A 16226-nucleotide genomic window follows, 5' to 3' on the forward strand; every position below is an offset into this window, starting at 1 on the left:
TAAACCGTTACCGAATCCGTTTCAAATAGCCCTCCGGTGCCACCGAAATAAGCAATTTATGATCCATTTCGTGGTCAATCTCAAAATCCTGATTCTGCTTTAAAAACGCCCACACGGCGGTTTTGGGGTTGTTGCCCTTGTTCCAGGGCCGGTCGTAGGAGTTGGCGGGCAAGTCTTCCACAATCGTGTCGAAAACAACCAGATACGAACCGACCGTTACCAGCGGGGCATATAATTCCATTTCCCGCAAAACATGGTCATGCGTATGGTTCGAATCGAGGCAAACCATGATCGTTTGCTTGCTTTCGGCCCGTTTCGCCACTTCGGCCGCCAGCGTTTCATCGATCGCGGAGCCTTCCAGCATCGTGATCCGCTTATACATGGGATGGTTTTCAATTTCACGGCGGTTATGCGCCCGGATGTCGATGTCGATGCCGAGTACTTCGCCTTTGCCGATGAGTTCCAGAATCGACGCATAAAAAATCAGCGAACCACCGTGGGCAATACCGGTTTCGATGATCAGATCCGGTTTCAATTGCCAGATCAACTCCTGCATGGCGATCATATCCTGCGGATACTGTATAATCGGCCGGCCCATCCAGGTGAAATTGTACGAATATTTGTCCCGGTTGGATGTCAGGTTAAAAGCCGCAGCCGCAGCCACCAAATCAGGCTGGGAAGGGTAGGTGGCAATGCGCTCGGTGCGTTCCTGTTTAAACGCTTCAATTGGATCAGTCATGATTGGACAGTAGATTTTGTAGTTTTCGATTATCACCCCAGAAAGCCAGCGGTTCATAATCAGGATACGGATAATGGCCCAGATTGAGCGTCATGGCATAGTTATTTTCCTGCATAAACCGTTCCACCAGCGTGCGTACGGCAATGGGCTGGCCGCTGCAACAATTGATACTGCCGGTCACGTTTTGCTGTAAAGCGGTTTTTGCCAGGTAGGCCGCTACGGTAGTCATCGGTAAATAATCCCGTAGCTGCTCTCCTTTCGACATGTTAAATACCGGCTCGTGCCGGCGGGCGGCTGCTTCAACCTGCGCCAGCAGCGACTTCGGATTCTGCCCTTTTCCATACATGTAAAATAACCGCAGCCATTTGAACGATACCGCATGGTTTTTCAGAAACAGGTCGAGGGCTTTTCGCAGGTTATCCTTTGCCAAACCGTAGGCTGTCGTGGGCTGGGTTGGCAGATCCTCCGAAAGACAACCGCTTTGTAACCCGTATTCCAGGCAGGTTCCAGTTACGGTCAGGTCGGTGAGGCCGTTGCTGATCAGATTGGTTAAAAACCGGTAATGCTGTAGCCAGTAGGTTTCGACGTGCGCCAGTGATTGGTAGTCCGGCAAACCTTGCCAGGCCAGGTGTATGACGGCGTCGGGATGGCCGAAATAGGCAAAAAGGTCCGTGTCGCCCCAGTCGGTGCTGAGGTCGAACGGGGTAAACGGAACCCTCGAAAGCCAGGCGGTTTTTCCGGTTGGCGGCTCGGTTCGGGCCGTCGCAAGCACCCGAACGCCATCGGTCGCCAGCAATTGCCCGACGACGTGTTGACCAATAAAACCGGTGGCACCGGTGACCAGAATCGTCATAGCGTTGTCAGGCTTGGAATTGGTACAACAAACTGCCCACCCCATTCCCGGATGTATGCCAGTTGCTGCATGATCTCGTCGCGCAGGTTCCAGGGTAAAATCAGGACAAAATCCGGTTTTCGCGCCCGCAGAGCGGTTTCCTGCACCACCGGGATGTGGCTGGCGGGCAGAAATTTATGTTGTTTGGCCGGGTTGGCATCGACCACAAATTCGATCAGATCGTTTTTGATCCCGCAATAATTCAGCAACGTATTGCCTTTGGCAGCCGCTCCGTAGGCCACAACGGTTTTGCCCGCCCGTTTCTGTTTAATCAGAAAATCAGTCAGTTCCAGCTTAACCCGCAGCGCCTTTTGCTGAAAACCTTCGTAATAACGCAGGTCCACCAGGCCGGTATCGGTCTCTTTCCGAAGCAGGACCGCTACACTGGGCGAAACCGGTTGGCTCTCGTCCTCCCGGTGCCGGGCATAAATCCGCAATGAGCCGCCGTGCGTCCGCAATTCCTCCACATCGAACAGCACCAGCCCCTGCGATTCGAAAATCTGCCTGACCGTCTGGAACGACAGGTACGAAAAGTGTTCGTGATATATCGTGTCAAACTGGTTGTTTTCAACCAGTTGCAGCAAATGCGGAAATTCCATCGTAATCACGCCCGTCGGCTTCAGAATAATTTTCATACCGGCCACAAAATCCACAATAGCGGGAACATGCGCCAGCACGTTGTTGCCGAGTAATAAATCAGCCTTTGTTCCTTGTGCAATCAACTCGCGTGCCAGTTTGACCCCAAAAAAGCGGGTCAGGGTTGGTATATTTTTTTCGATGGCAACGGCCGCCGTATTCGTCGTGGGTTCGATACCTAAAACCGGTATGTTTTTTTCGACAAAATACTGGAGCAAATACCCGTCATTCGACGCAATTTCGATCACCTGAGAATCGCTGCCGAGCCCAAACCGTTCGGTCATCCGGCTGACATACTGCCGGGCGTGAGCGAGCCAACTGGTTGAAAATGAAGAGAAATAGGCGTAGTCTCCATCAAAAATGGCGTCAGATTTTTTGTATTCGTCAACCTGAACCAGAAAGCAGGCATGGCACGTAAAAACCTTGAGCGGATAAAAGGTTTCGGGCTCATTGAGCTGTTCGGCAGTGAGAAATGAATTGGATGCCGGTGAATTCACCAGATCGATAAAGACGTGTTGCAGCGGAGTTTTACAGAAGCGGCACTCCATGAATTAGAAAGTTAAACCGTGAAAAGAAGGGTCCAAAAGCGGATGGGCGGCATCCCGCGCCGACAGGTCGGCGGCTGGCAGCGGCCATTCGATGCTGATCCGCGGATCGTCGTACCGAACCGCGCCTTCGCTGCCGGGCGTATAATAGTCGCTGTGGCAATAAATCAGCTCGCAGTTCTCCGTCAGCGTTTGAAAACCGTGCGCAAATCCCTTCGGAATATACAGCATCTGCTGATTTTCTGCCGACAGCTCCGTGCCAAACCAGTGTCCGAACGTCGGCGATCCGGCCCGCAAATCAATAATGACGTCAAATACCCGGCCAGCCACGCAGCGCACGAGCTTGATTTCGGCGTGGGGCGGTTTCTGGTAATGCATCCCGCGAATGGCTCCGGTTTGCTGCGTCATCGAGTGATTCATCTGCACCCAGTCGGCCACCAGCCCAACGGCTTCGAAATCCCGGCGGCAGTAGGTGCGGGCAAACCAGCCCCGGTTGTCCCGGAACAGTTTTGGGGCAATGACAAAGGCGCCGGCTAAAGCGGTTTCGGTAAAAGTCATACGGCCCAGCTTAATTTGGCGTCCTTCGCCTGTTGCACATACGCTTCCAGTTCCGCGTTTGTATCGACCCGGTTTTCCTGATGATACGTCCTGTACCACTTAATGGTATACCGTAAAGCCGTCGGCGTGTCCCAAACCGGCTGCCAGGTCAACTGCTGGTGTGCTTTGGTGCAATCCAGGCTCAGAAAATGTGCTTCGTGCGGATTGGTTTCGGTCGGTATTTCCTGACAAGAAATTGCATCCCATTGTTGCCGCGCCTGGCGCACAATCTCCCGAACGGATAAAACGTCCGACAGCAACGGACCGAAATTCCAGCCACCTGCCACCGCCGGATTGCCTTCGAGCAGGTGCTGACCGAGGAGCAAATACCCGGAAAGCGGTTCCAGAACGTGCTGCCAGGGCCGGACGGCTTCCGGATTGCGAATCACAACCGGCTGGCCGCTTTGGGTCGTTTTTATCAAATCCGGAATCAGGCGGTCGTCGGCCCAGTCGCCCCCGCCGATAACGTTACCGGCCCGCGCACTGGCCACCAGAACCCGGTGCGTTTGGCCGTATTGACCGACATTGAAAAACGAATTCCGGTAACTGGCGGTCACTAATTCGGCACCACCTTTCGACATGCTGTACGGATCGTAGCCGCCCATCGGATCGGTTTCGACGAGCGGTTTGCCATCTTCCGGATTATCGTAGCATTTATCGCTGGTCACCACAACGACAGCCCGCACCGAAGCCGACTGCCGGGCGCATTCCAGCACATGGGCCGTGCCGATGATGTTTGTTTCGATGGTTTCGAGCGGATGCTGATACGAATACCGCACCAGCGACTGGGCTGCCAGGTGAAAAACGATGTCCGGTTTATAAAGGTCGAACGTGTGTTGCAGGGTATTCAGATCCCGGATGTCACCGGTTTGGGACGAAATCGGTACATCGAGTAAGCCCCAGTGATTGGGCACGGTTGGCGCGGGCAAGGCATACCCAACCACATGGGCTCCCAGTTGATGAAGCCAATAGGCCAGCCAGGAGCCTTTGAAACCGGTATTGCCGGTAATCAAGACGATTTTATTCCGATAAATGCCCGAAAAAAGTGTTGTCATCGTTCTGCTAAAATTACCAGCTTTTCCACTCCGCCTGCCCGGTATTCCAGGCGGTTTCCAGTTCCAGTTTGTCGCGGAGGGTGTCCATGGGTTTCCAGAAACTAGCGTGTTTAAAAGCCATCATCTGCCCTTCGGCCGCCAGGGTTTCCATCGGCTTGCGTTCCCAGACGGTGCCATCGTCCTCAATATAGCCGAAAACCGCCGGTTCACAGACGAAAAAACCGCCATTGATCCAGGCACCGTCGCCTTTGGGTTTTTCCAGAAACGACTGGACGGTATGATCTTCGCCCACATCCAGCGCCCCAAACCGGGCGGATGGCTGCACCGCCGTCAGGGTGCATAATTTGCCGTGTTTCCGGTGAAAAGCAACCAGCTCCGTGATATTCACATCGCCAACGCCATCGCCATACGTCAGCATAAAAGGCTCATTTCCAACGTGTCGCTGGATGCGTTTGATGCGTCCGCCGGTCATGCTGTCTTTGCCCGTATCCACCAGGGTTATCTTCCAGGGTTCGGCGGCCGAGTCGTGCATGATTAACTGATTGGTAGCCAGATCAATCGTGATATCGGACTGGTGAAGGAAATAATTGGCGAAGTATTCTTTGATCAGGTAGCCTTTATACCCCAGGCAGATAATGAAGTCATTGTAGCCGTGGGAAGAATAAATCTTCATGATGTGCCAAAGAATGGGCATTCCTCCGATTTCCACCATCGGTTTTGGTTTCACCGTGGTTTCTTCGCTCAGTCGTGTTCCTAAACCTCCGGCTAAAATGACAACTTTCATTCCGATCTGTTTTGTTGACAAACAACTATTGAGTTTGATTAAAAAATTGCTGTTAATATAGGATTGCTTTGGCTGTTGAGCGTTATTTTTTGTGCCGGAGAATTAAAATTTTACACATTTACCGGATAAAATCAAATCGTAGCCCGATTCGTCGGCGGGAACCAATCGGGTTCATTTATTCTTTGTATTTTTGTAATTACATCATTGATAACGATGGCCGAAACGTAACCCGGTTATCTCATTGCTTTCAATCACACTTCACTGATAATGAAGCTTAACCTGCACTATCAGGAACGTTTTGAAGACCGTCATAACGGCTCGGATGTTTCTCAAACAAACGCTATTTTAAAAACCATCGGCGTCGATTCGGTGGACGAACTCATCGACCAGACCGTTCCGGCGCTTATTCGGCTTGAAAAACCGCTCGATCTGCCCGAAGCCAAATCGGAACACCAGTTTCTGGCCGATTTTAAAAAGCTGGCTCAACTGAACAAAATCAATAAATCGTACATCGGTACGGGTTATTACGATACCATTACGCCGAACGTTATTCTGCGCAATATACTCGAAAATCCGGCCTGGTATACGGCCTACACACCGTATCAGGCCGAGATCGCTCAGGGCCGTCTGGAAGCACTGCTGAATTTTCAGACCGTCGTCATCGATTTGACGGGCATGGAAATCGCCAATGCGTCGCTGCTCGATGAGGCCACGGCTGCGGCCGAAGCCATGCACGTGCTGTATGCCCAACGTCCGGCGGCTAAAAAGAACGCAGCGACCTTCTTCGTGTCGGAAAGCTGCCACCCGCAGACGATTGATGTCATCAAAACCCGTGCCACGCCCTTGAATATCAACGTTCAGGTGGGCGATCACCAAAAGGTAAATATCACGTCCGACGATTTGTTCGGTATGCTGCTGCAATATCCGGCGTCCGACGGCGAAGTGTTTGATTACACCGATTTGATTACGGCGGCTCACGAGCAGAATGTTTTTGTAGCCGTAGCCGCTGATTTGCTGAGTCTTACGCTGCTGACTCCTCCCGGTGAAATGGGGGCCGACGTCGTTGTCGGTTCGTCACAGCGGTTTGGCGTTCCCATGGGCTACGGTGGTCCGCATGCGGCTTTTTTCGCTACCAAAGAAGCATTCAAACGGCAGATTCCGGGTCGGATTATTGGGGTTTCCATCGATGCGGAGGGAAATCAGGCCCTCCGGATGGCGTTGCAAACCCGCGAACAGCACATTCGCCGGGAAAAAGCGACGTCCAATATTTGTACGGCCCAGGTTTTGCTGGCGGTCATGGCGGGTAGCTATGCCGTGTATCACGGTCCGCAACGGCTCCGGGCCATTGCCGAGCGGGTGCACGGTCTGACCAAATTATTCGCCACGCTGTTGCGCTGGAATGGCTACAAAATCCATACGCATCATTATTTCGATACCGTAATGGTCGAGGTCGATGACGTGGAATCGCTGCGGAAGTCGGCGCGGACGGCGGGAATCAACCTGCGGTATATCGACGATGAAAAGGTCTGTGTTTCGTTCGATGAAGTCAAAACCGTTGACGATGTCGTTCAACTGCTGGACGTTTTCGGGGTTACCGGCGATCTGGATGCGGCTATCGATACGCTGGCGATCAACTGGCCGGAGTCCCTGATTCGGAAATCGGCCTACCTGACACACCCGGTTTTTAATACGCACCATACCGAGCATCAGATGTTGCGGTATTTGAAGTCACTGGAAGAAAAAGACCTCTCGCTGGTGCATTCGATGATTTCGCTCGGCAGCTGCACGATGAAACTGAATGCGACCGCCGAAATGATTCCGGTTACCTGGCCGGAATTTGGGGGTGTACACCCGTTTGCGCCGAAAGATCAGGTGCTGGGCTATCATAAACTGGTGGAAGATTTGAGCCACTGGCTGAGTGAAATTACCGGTTTTGCGGGGATCTCGCTGCAACCGAACTCCGGAGCCCAGGGCGAATACGCCGGTTTGATGGTCATTCGGGCCTACCACGAAAGCCGCAACGACGGCCACCGGAATGTATCGCTGATTCCGTCGTCGGCGCACGGCACGAACCCCGCCAGCGCCGTAATGGCCGGTATGAAAGTCGTGATTGTGAAGTGCGACGAGCGCGGCAACATCGACGTGGCCGACCTGAAAGCGAAAGCCGAGCAATACAGCAGCGACCTGTCCTGTCTGATGGTCACGTATCCATCGACGCACGGCGTTTTTGAAGAAACCATCAAGGAAATTTGTGATATTATTCACGAGCACGGCGGTCAGGTGTATATGGACGGCGCCAACATGAACGCGCAGGTGGGCCTGACCAGTCCGGCAACCATCGGGGCTGACGTTTGTCACCTCAACCTGCACAAAACGTTCTGTATTCCGCACGGCGGTGGTGGACCGGGCATGGGCCCCATTGGTGTCGTGCCGCATTTGGTCCCGTTCCTGCCGGGTCATGCCGTGGTGGAGACGGGTGGCAAACAAGCCATTCACGCGGTTTCGGCGGCTCCGTACGGATCGGCCAGCATCCTGACGATTTCGTATGCGTACATTGCCATGATGGGAGGAGAGGGACTGACGAATGCGACCAAAACCGCTATTCTGAATGCCAACTACCTGAAAGCGAAGCTGGAAGAACACTACCCGATTCTCTATACCGGCAAAAATGGCCGTTGCGCGCACGAAATGATCGTCGATTGCCGGCCGTTTAAAGCCGCCGGCGTCGAGGTGGAAGACATTGCGAAACGGCTGATGGACTACGGTTTCCACGCGCCGACGGTTTCGTTTCCGGTGCCGGGAACGATGATGATCGAGCCGACGGAATCGGAATCGAAAGACGAACTCGACCGGTTTTGCGAAGCCCTGATCAGCATCCGGGCCGAAATTCGGGAGGTCGAAGAAGGCAAAGCCGACAAAGTCAATAACGTTCTCAAAAATGCGCCCCACACCGTCAGTGTGTTCATCGCCGACCAGTGGGATCGCCCCTACAGCCGCGAGAAAGCCGCTTTCCCGTTGCCGTATGTGAAAGCCCGCAAATTCTGGCCAAGTGTCAGCCGGATCGACAACGCCTACGGCGACCGGAATCTGGTTTGCGCGTGTTTGCCGGTGGAGGAATATGCGCAGGAGGCTGTGGAAACGGCTTCGTGATTCTTCGAAAAGTTTAAGCCATAAAAAATACCGCGCCCCGAACAGGCGCGGTATTTTTTATGCCGTTGGCTTCAATCGTCAATGCCTGGTTTCGGCCAGTTCTTTCACTTTTTCCAGCGCCTTCGGCCAGGTTTTCAGGAAATAATCTTTGTATTCGTCCGCGATATCCATATCGATGGTCAACTCGGTTTTACCGTCTGCGGTTTTAAGCGTGTAATTTTCTAAAGAACCAACCCAATCCTTGCCAGCACCACTGTCCAGATCCTCCACGCCGTTTTTAACTTCACCCAGGTGTTTAAACGACATATACTCATTGGGCGTATTGGCCTCGATCACCGAAACCATTCCGTCGTTTTTGCCATCGAGAAACAGCACTTTGCTGCCTTTTTTCCAGTCGGTTTCGGCCCGTGACCCTTCGCTGAAAACCGATGTCCATTGTGGATACGTTGCGTCATTCCAGAGCACATTCCATACGGTTTCGCGGGATGCGTCGATGGTGATTTTGAATGATTTGTTTTCCATGATTTGTTGTTTTTTAGAACAAAGATGGGGTTATTTTAAGGCAATAGTGAGGGGTAATAGCGACAATATACGGGGGCGATTCCGCCAATCCGCTAAGCAGAATTTGCAATCCTGACCGGTTCTGTAACGGGTTTATAATCCGAACCAATTTGAAAACCAGCGCTATTCCGGGCGGGCGTATTCATAAGAAATGTTAAATCCGGCGTGCCCTTACAACCTTTCAGCCCCAGGCTTTCTCTTTGGAAAAGATGCATTCTCTATTTACTAACGTCTCTTCTAAAACTCTATGAAAGCTTTACCGATTGCACTTTTGCTGGTAGTTGCCAGTTCAACGCTCGTTTTTGGCCAGGGCCGGTTTTCTTTGTCGGCTACCATTTCCCCAACGCAGCGAAAGCTGGATGTAATCTCTAATTTTTACAGCAGTAATGACGATGTCAGCAGTGCCAAGGTAATCGCCAACGACAAAGGGGGAACGGTCGGGCTGACGGCTAACTACCAGTTTCATCGCAACTGGTCGGTTTCGTCGGGCTTGTGGTACAACCGCTCGACCGGGCACCTCGATTTTCAGGCCTTTAGAAATGGCGTTGCTTATGAAGCAGAACCTACCCGCCGGGCGGAATACAATAATCTGCAACTACCGGTATTGATCAATTTTTCGCCGTCTAAACACCGCCTTTCACCTTACCTGTCAACGGGTTTGGTCTTTAGCATGAACTATAGAAAAGCCATTGGGCCGTATCAGAATACGACTGACCTCACGGTAGCGCATTCCAGCAAAGTCAATACGAATGTTCTGGTTGGCCTTGGTGCCCAATACCGGATCAATTCGAGGTGGTCGATCATTGTTCAGCCGACGGTGCTGTATCAATTGCAAAAGCTCAAATCAAAGCCCACGGGCTACCCAATGCAGCATGACTTCAGCCATTATCGGGATTGGCAGGTAGGCGTGCAGGCTCAGTTGAAGTACACTTTCTAGAATTGGGAACGTTGCGATTCATAAAAACCGCCCGGTCTTGCAGAACCGGGCGGTTTTTATGTTGAAAAACAGGCTTTTTTAAGCTTCAACCGTCCGGCTCTCAACCCATTTTATAATCGTTTCGGCTTCCGCTAAACCGGCAGCAGCAACACTTGCCAGTGGATTACCATCATACGACATGGATAAATGCAACGTATCATAAGCTCCAACAAAAGAACGCAAAGGCCTCTTATCTAACCCGGAAAGTTGTTGGTTATACCAATCGACACCTTTTCGACCTTTCCCTTTCTTTCCCAATAAACCATCTAAAGCTACCAAGACACCCACGTAGGCGGTATGCCCAGCCATTTTAACATATTTCGTGTCCAGATAATAGCCCTCTTCTTTGTGGGCTTTCTCTCGCAAAATTTCTCGGGCGTTATCGAGGTATCGTTTGGCTTCCTGTACGGTATTCATATCCTGAATTCTGAATAGGTTTGACGCGTACAAGCGCATTTAGTCACCTACAAATCCGCCACGACCGTCACACCACCTTTCGTCTTCTCGCCAATCTTGACTTTCACCTCCGCATCCAGCGGCAGGAACAGATCGACGCGGGAACCGAATTTGATGAAACCCAGCTCGTGGCCCTGCTCAACGGGTTGGCCTTCTTTGGCATACCAGACAATTCGCCGGGCCAGCGCCCCGGCAATCTGGCGAAGGAGAATTTCGGCCCCGTTTTTAGCCTGAATGACCACCGAAGTCCGCTCGTTTTCCGTACTCGACTTGGGATGCCAGGCCACTAAGTATTTTCCGGGGTAATACTTTACGTATTTGACCGTGCCGGTTATGGGATGGAAATTAATGTGGACATTCAACGGCGACATAAAAATGGACACCTGCCGACGCGCTTCTTTGAAATATTCCGGCTCATTCACTTCTTCGATAACCACCACCGTGCCGTCGCAGGGGGAAATAACATGCTTATCATTCAGTGGGGTGGTTCGGCGGGGTTTCCGAAAAAATTGCAGGACCAGAAAAAACAAAACCACACTAACAATCAGAATGAGCGTGCTGGCGGTTTGATTGCCGGTGAATAAATAGAAGACGGATAAAACATTGACTGCTAACAGAATAAAGGCTGTCCAGAACAAAATTTGATATCCTTCCTTGTGGATAGTCATACGATTGGAAAATGAATTGCGTCTTGCAAATTGGGCTAGAGCGGTGAAGGTACGAAACAAACTACATTGGCTCCAATTTGTTAGCGACATTCAATTCGGATAGGCACACGGATTTCAGACTACCACCGATGGCGATTTGAGCCGGTTATCGAGGGTAATCTGAAATCCAAAACCGGTCGATCAGTAACCGCCCCGGTATTTATACGTGCTGGCTACTTTGTCAATTGCAACGATGTAAGCGGCCAGCCGCATCGAAACTTTATACTTCTGGGAGGTTTCAAACACGCGGTCGAAGGCGTCTTTCATGTTGCGGTCGGCCCGGCGGTTGATCCGGTCGAGCGTCCACTTGTAGCCAATGCGGTTTTGTACCCACTCAAAATACGAAACCGTTACGCCCCCGGCATTAGCCAGAATATCCGGCACAACCATGATTCCTTTTTCGTTGATGATGTCGTCGGCACTCGCTGAAGTGGGGCCGTTGGCACCTTCCACGATCATTTTCGCCTGAATGGAATCCGCATTTTCCGCCGTAATGACATCTTCCTTAGCCGCCGGCACCAGCACATCGACTGGTAACGCCAGCAATTCTTCGTTCGTAATGCGCTCGGCACCGTTAAAGCCTTCGAGTGTGCCTTTGTTGGCGTTGCGGTAGGCGAGAGCCGCGCTAATGTCGATTCCGCGGTTGTTGTAATAACCGCCGGTCACATCGCTGATGGCCATTACGGTCACCCCGCGTTCGTGCAGCAGCTCGGCGGCAAACGAACCGACGTTACCAAAACCCTGAATGGCCGCCGAAGAACGATACGGATTCATGCGAAGTTTGTCCATGGCCGACAAAGCCGCCACCGTCACTCCGCGCCCGGTTGCTTCAGTACGGCCCAGCGAACCACCCAGCACGAGCGGTTTTCCGGTCACGACGCCATTGATGGTCATGCCCCGCGATTTGGAATATTCATCCATCAGCCAGGCCATTTCGCGCGGACCGGTGCCCATGTCGGGGGCCGGAATGTCGCGGTCGGGTCCAAAAACGTCGAGCATGGCCACGGTATACGCCCGGATCAATCGCTCAATTTCGCCGGCCGACATCTCACGCGGGTTGCAGGCAATACCGCCTTTGGCCCCGCCGTAGGGAATGTCTACTACGGCACATTTCCAGGTCATCCAGGCGGCCAGGGCCCGCACTTCGTCGAGCGTGACGGCCGGATCGAGCCGAATGCCGCCTTTGGACGGGCCCAGAATCGTGGAGTGAATAACGCGGTGACCTTCAAAAACCTTGATCGATCCATTGTCCATCGTAATGGGCAGACCCACCATGACCTGCCGCGCCGGAACCTTCAGAATGTAGTACATTTCTTCCGTAATGCCCAGCATTCGGGCTGCGGCATCGAACCGCGACATCATGGACTCGAGCGGATTCTCTTTATCTTTTATGGGAGCTGGTTCTATATAAGCCATAATACTATTTATTTAGTTGGCAAATCTGTCATGGAGCCACAGCAAACTTACCAAAAAAGATAACGATGTCACTTAAGAACTATTTTTTCGTGAATTAGTATAATTCCGGGTTCCGAAAGCATGTATTACCGGACCTATTTTATACCAAACATCGTCATAAACAAGCCGTTAACCAGCCAAATATTGATTGGTGTTTCCGGGTATTTACCAATGACTATTTTTTGAACTTTTTTTTTAACGGTAACTCCTATTGATTGAAAAATAATCAAGAGAGTTGTAATTTTGTTGTTTCATCGACGGAAGACATTTTACCCACTTAACTAGCTGATCAGTGCTATGGTTCAGGAAGAAAAGAAAAGGTACTCGGAAGAGGAGCTAAAAGAGTTCGAGGTGCTGATTAGCCAGAAGTTAGAAGCATCCCGCAACGAGCTGAATTACATCAAGGAAACGCTTAGCAAGCGTAACGACAGTGGTACCGATAATACGTCGGGGACGTCCAAATTACTGGAAGACGGTGCCGACACCAGTGAGCGCGAAAACTTCAGCCAACTGGCGGCCCGCCAGCAAAAGTTTATTCAGCAGTTGGAAGCGGCTTTGGTTCGTATCAAAAACGGAACCTACGGCATTTGTATCGATACGGGTCGGCTGATTCCAAAAGAACGGCTGCGCGCCGTTCCACACACCCAGCAGACGATTGAAGCAAAACTGAAACGGTCGTAATTCGGCGCCGTTTTAAAAATAAGCCCTGTAAATCACCCGCTTCGCAACCGAAGCGGGATTTTTTTTATACATCCAGGATGACTATTTTCTATCTTTTCGTCCAATAAAAAGAAGGAAATGGAAAAACGGTTTGTTTAGAAAACTTTTTCCAAACAAAATAAGCCATATTTGGTACTACTACAGCAGCCATTAATGACAAACCGCTATGTTAGAGAAAATAGAAGAGATCAGGGAAAGTATCTTCAAGTACCTGGAAGCGCGGATTGAATTATTCAAACTGGAGACGCGCAATCAGGTTGAAAACATTGCCCTGAATGCCGTGCATGGTATTGTGCTTGGGTTTTTGATCACCATCACAACCATATTTTTATTCTCGTTATTAGCCGCTTACCTGAATGAAGTGCTGGACAGCCGCTATTTAGGATTTCTGATTGTTGCCGGTTTTTTTCTTCTTTTGACGCTCATCTGGGCCTTTGCCAAGGGACCCGTGGAAGGCATGCTGCGGAAGATGACCTACAATATGCTTAAAAGTGCGCAGGAGAAAAAAGCGGAAGAACGGGCTGAAACCATCCAGGATTTGATGACCCAAACGCGGGAATCGCTCAATGAGAGCAGGCCAATTAAGGAATAAAACCGCTAATTAACCGCGAATAATAACTAAGTAGTCAGCTTTATCATAAGTCAATCCATTTTTTTACTAATTTTAGAACGCTCAATTATGGATCCAAATGTGCCCTTTTCAGATACATCGGCCCGACGGGCCGAGTTGATGGAAGCCACCGAGCAGTATAAAAGTTCGATTGAAACCAACGTCAAGGCACTAAAAGATGATGCCACAGAAGTGGGAAAAACCGTGGCGTTGGTGGCTGGAGTCTGTTTAGCCGTCTATGTAGTGGCCAGTATCGTCTTGCCGAAGTCGCATAAAAACGACGTCGATTATGACGATGACGACTACGAAGCGGCCGACGATTACTCAGGAGGCAGTACACGCGCTCACGTACGACGGGCTGCGAAAGCCGCTGAGGAAGCTCCTGCAAAATCGGCCATTGGTGGTGCTATCACCGGGATCGTGACGTCAATTTTGACCAATCTGGCCCGTCAGCAGGTAACGGAGTTTATTTCGCGTTTACGTCAGAATAATGCAACCACACAACCAGAACCAGGCCAATACCCGTAACCTGCTACTCAATACCCTGTATAGCCGCAAGGAAACAGGGCAAAAATCATTTGCCGTCTTGCTCGACCCCGATAAGATCGAGCAAGATTCGTTTAAAGACCTGCTGATTCGGAGTGTTGAAAACCGGGTTGACTTCTTTTTTGTGGGAGGTAGCCTGATTACCAACTTCATTCTGCGGGAAGTGATTGAAACCATTCGGACGTATACGCCTATTCCGGCGATCCTGTTTCCCGGCAATAGTCTTCATATCGAGCCCAGTGCCGATGCCATTCTGCTACTTTCCCTCATTTCGGGTCGCAATCCTGAGTTTTTGATCGGGCAGCACGTCATTGCCGCTCCTTTACTCAAGAAAAGTGGTTTGGAAATCCTGCCAACGGGTTACATGCTCGTTGATAGTGGTGTACAAACAACGGTTTCCTACATCAGCAATACAACGCCTTTGCCCCACGATAAACCGGGTGTGGCGGCCTGTACCGCCATGGCGGGCGAAATGCTCGGACTGAAATTGATTTACATGGACGCGGGCAGCGGGGCCCGGCGGCCGGTTTCGCCGGAAATGATTGCGGCTGTGCGTAGTTGTGTCGATACGCCCATTGTAGTTGGCGGAGGCATCAACTCGGTTGAAAGGGCGGTGGCCGCTCTGCAAGCCGGTGCCGATGTGATCGTGGTCGGGAACGGTATCGAGAAAAACCCGGAACTCCTGCCCGAAATTGCAGCCGCTGTTCAGGAAGTAAACCGGCAACTGGCCTGACAAGGAATAAAAAAGGGGCGTAAAAGCCGCCGGGAATTTACACTCCGGCGGCTTTTACGCCCCTTAAATACTTTTCGCTGGTTCGTTAAACGTTCATCAGCGACTCCCGACGGCGCATTTTGCCGGCCGGAATTCCAAACATCATCTTGAACCGGCGGCAGAAATAGGCGGTATCTTTGTAACCGACTTCGGCACCAATGGCCCGGATGCTTTTCTTTGACGTCCGGAGCAGACCAACGGCGGCTTCCATCCGCTGGTATTCGATGTAATCCTGCGGATTGATACCGGTCAGCATTTTAAAATACTGCCCGACGTAATCTTCCGATACGTTGGCGACATTGGCCAGTACCTTGTTCGACAGATCACCGCCGAGGTTGTCTTTGATATAAGCGAAGATGTCGATCAGACGCGGATCTTTAAAATACGTGCTGTTGGTCACCAGCTGCTCAACGAACAGGCGGTTTTTCAGAATATACCGAATGACTTCGATAACAATTTCTTCCGTCTTGATTTTGATGATCCGACCTTTCCCCGCCGTGTCCAGCATTTCTTCGGCCAGAATCTGGTTGATGGTCTGAACCAGCGAATCTTCCCGTTTGATGATGAACGGCGGAACATCCAGCGAGTTGAAGAAGTTGACCGAATCGAACACCTTGGCTTCGAACGACACGTAGCCGAACGAGTTTGGCATATTGGCGATTTTCTGCGGATCGCGGTTAGCTTCAAAATACAGCTCCCGATGAATCATAAATTCTTCATTCGAGACGGTTTTGGGTTGCGAAGCGTCGCCGTAGGTGACGGTGATGTGTTTGCCGCCCGGAATAAACAGCATGTCGCCGGTTTCCACCTTTACTTTTTCTTCGCCGAACGATACTTCGCCGTTGTACAGAACGGTCAATGTATTTTCAACATCGTAATAGTTTTTGATGGTGATGGGCTGTAAAATGCGGATGTTTCGGGCCTTGATGAACTTCACACCCAGCGATTCGATAATCTTATTATAGTCTTCCATATGGGGAAAGTGATGTATCTACATGAGAATAATTGCAAAGTTGCACAAAACT

The 16226-nt window shown here is 51.1% G+C and carries 17 protein-coding genes; 6 read left to right on the forward strand and 11 right to left on the reverse strand.

The window, feature by feature from the left end:
- Window positions 1-7: 7 nt before the first annotated feature.
- The 6 genes from EHT87_RS19050 to rfbF are packed head-to-tail and all read right to left on the reverse strand — an operon-like array spanning window position 8 to window position 5248.
- A complete protein-coding gene (locus EHT87_RS19050; protein ID WP_124908259.1) occupies window positions 8-739 on the reverse strand; it encodes a cephalosporin hydroxylase family protein in 732 nt (243 codons plus the stop codon).
- Window positions 732-1592 carry an NAD-dependent epimerase/dehydratase family protein gene (locus EHT87_RS19055; protein ID WP_124908260.1) on the reverse strand — a complete coding sequence of 287 codons (861 nt, stop codon included), beginning with the start codon at window positions 1590-1592 and terminating at the stop codon, window positions 732-734. Before EHT87_RS19055 ends, EHT87_RS19050 begins: the two co-directional genes overlap by 8 nt.
- Window positions 1589-2815, reverse strand: coding sequence for a class I SAM-dependent methyltransferase (locus EHT87_RS19060; protein WP_124908261.1), 1227 nt, complete (start codon window positions 2813-2815; stop codon window positions 1589-1591). The genes EHT87_RS19055 and EHT87_RS19060 overlap by 4 nt, the downstream gene beginning before the upstream one ends.
- 3 nt (window positions 2816-2818) lie before the next feature.
- Window positions 2819-3370, reverse strand: coding sequence for a dTDP-4-dehydrorhamnose 3,5-epimerase (gene rfbC / locus EHT87_RS19065; protein ID WP_185716286.1), 552 nt, complete (start codon window positions 3368-3370; stop codon window positions 2819-2821).
- Window positions 3367-4464, reverse strand: a complete 1098-nt coding sequence (gene rfbG, locus EHT87_RS19070; RefSeq protein ID WP_124908262.1) for a CDP-glucose 4,6-dehydratase — start codon at window positions 4462-4464, stop codon at window positions 3367-3369. Before rfbG ends, rfbC begins: the two co-directional genes overlap by 4 nt.
- A 13-nt stretch (window positions 4465-4477) precedes the next feature.
- Window positions 4478-5248 (reverse strand): glucose-1-phosphate cytidylyltransferase, encoded by a 771-nt coding sequence (gene rfbF, locus EHT87_RS19075; RefSeq protein ID WP_124908263.1) that lies wholly within the window; start codon window positions 5246-5248, stop codon window positions 4478-4480.
- Between the two features lie 267 nt (window positions 5249-5515).
- Here rfbF and gcvP point away from each other — a divergent pair, with 267 nt between their 5' ends.
- Window positions 5516-8398, forward strand: a complete 2883-nt coding sequence (gcvP, locus tag EHT87_RS19080) for an aminomethyl-transferring glycine dehydrogenase (protein ID WP_124908264.1) — start codon at window positions 5516-5518, stop codon at window positions 8396-8398.
- Between the two features lie 78 nt (window positions 8399-8476).
- On the opposite strand, the gene EHT87_RS19085 is transcribed toward gcvP, so the two are convergent.
- Window positions 8477-8920 carry an SRPBCC family protein gene (locus tag EHT87_RS19085; RefSeq protein WP_124908265.1) on the reverse strand — a complete coding sequence of 148 codons (444 nt, stop codon included), beginning with the start codon at window positions 8918-8920 and terminating at the stop codon, window positions 8477-8479.
- A 286-nt stretch (window positions 8921-9206) separates the two neighbouring features.
- On the opposite strand from EHT87_RS19085, the gene EHT87_RS19090 reads away from it, so the two are divergent.
- A complete protein-coding gene (locus tag EHT87_RS19090; RefSeq protein ID WP_124908266.1) occupies window positions 9207-9896 on the forward strand; it encodes an outer membrane beta-barrel protein in 690 nt (229 codons plus the stop codon).
- Window positions 9897-9974: 78 nt separating this feature from the next.
- On the opposite strand, the gene EHT87_RS19095 is transcribed toward EHT87_RS19090, so the two are convergent.
- From EHT87_RS19095 to EHT87_RS19105, 3 genes are all read right to left on the reverse strand, one after another.
- A complete protein-coding gene (locus EHT87_RS19095) occupies window positions 9975-10352 on the reverse strand; it encodes a DUF5618 family protein (protein WP_124908267.1) in 378 nt (125 codons plus the stop codon).
- A 47-nt stretch (window positions 10353-10399) separates the two neighbouring features.
- Window positions 10400-11059: a phosphatidylserine decarboxylase family protein gene (locus EHT87_RS19100; RefSeq protein ID WP_124908268.1), complete on the reverse strand. Its 660-nt coding sequence runs from the start codon at window positions 11057-11059 to the stop codon at window positions 10400-10402.
- Between the two features lie 180 nt (window positions 11060-11239).
- The gene (locus EHT87_RS19105) at window positions 11240-12514 is read right to left on the reverse strand and encodes a Glu/Leu/Phe/Val family dehydrogenase (RefSeq protein ID WP_185716287.1); all 1275 of its coding nucleotides are present in this window, start codon (window positions 12512-12514) and stop codon (window positions 11240-11242) included.
- Between the two features lie 336 nt (window positions 12515-12850).
- On the opposite strand from EHT87_RS19105, the gene EHT87_RS19110 reads away from it, so the two are divergent.
- From EHT87_RS19110 to EHT87_RS19125, 4 genes are all read left to right on the forward strand, one after another.
- Window positions 12851-13234, forward strand: coding sequence for a TraR/DksA family transcriptional regulator (locus EHT87_RS19110; protein WP_124908269.1), 384 nt, complete (start codon window positions 12851-12853; stop codon window positions 13232-13234).
- A 205-nt stretch (window positions 13235-13439) separates the two neighbouring features.
- The gene (locus EHT87_RS19115) at window positions 13440-13865 is read left to right on the forward strand and encodes a phage holin family protein (protein WP_124908270.1); all 426 of its coding nucleotides are present in this window, start codon (window positions 13440-13442) and stop codon (window positions 13863-13865) included.
- 87 nt (window positions 13866-13952) lie between these two features.
- Window positions 13953-14411, forward strand: a complete 459-nt coding sequence (locus EHT87_RS19120) for a hypothetical protein (RefSeq protein ID WP_124908271.1) — start codon at window positions 13953-13955, stop codon at window positions 14409-14411.
- The gene (locus EHT87_RS19125) at window positions 14374-15162 is read left to right on the forward strand and encodes a phosphoglycerol geranylgeranyltransferase (RefSeq protein WP_124908272.1); all 789 of its coding nucleotides are present in this window, start codon (window positions 14374-14376) and stop codon (window positions 15160-15162) included. The genes EHT87_RS19120 and EHT87_RS19125 overlap by 38 nt, the downstream gene beginning before the upstream one ends.
- 85 nt (window positions 15163-15247) lie before the next feature.
- Here the strand turns inward: EHT87_RS19125 and EHT87_RS19130 are convergent, their stop codons facing one another.
- Window positions 15248-16174 (reverse strand): AraC family transcriptional regulator, encoded by a 927-nt coding sequence (locus tag EHT87_RS19130; RefSeq protein WP_124908273.1) that lies wholly within the window; start codon window positions 16172-16174, stop codon window positions 15248-15250.
- Window positions 16175-16226: the final 52 nt, after the last annotated feature.

The sequence above is a fragment of the Larkinella knui genome (assembly GCF_003858645.1).
GTDB lineage: Bacteria > Bacteroidota > Bacteroidia > Cytophagales > Spirosomataceae > Larkinella > Larkinella knui.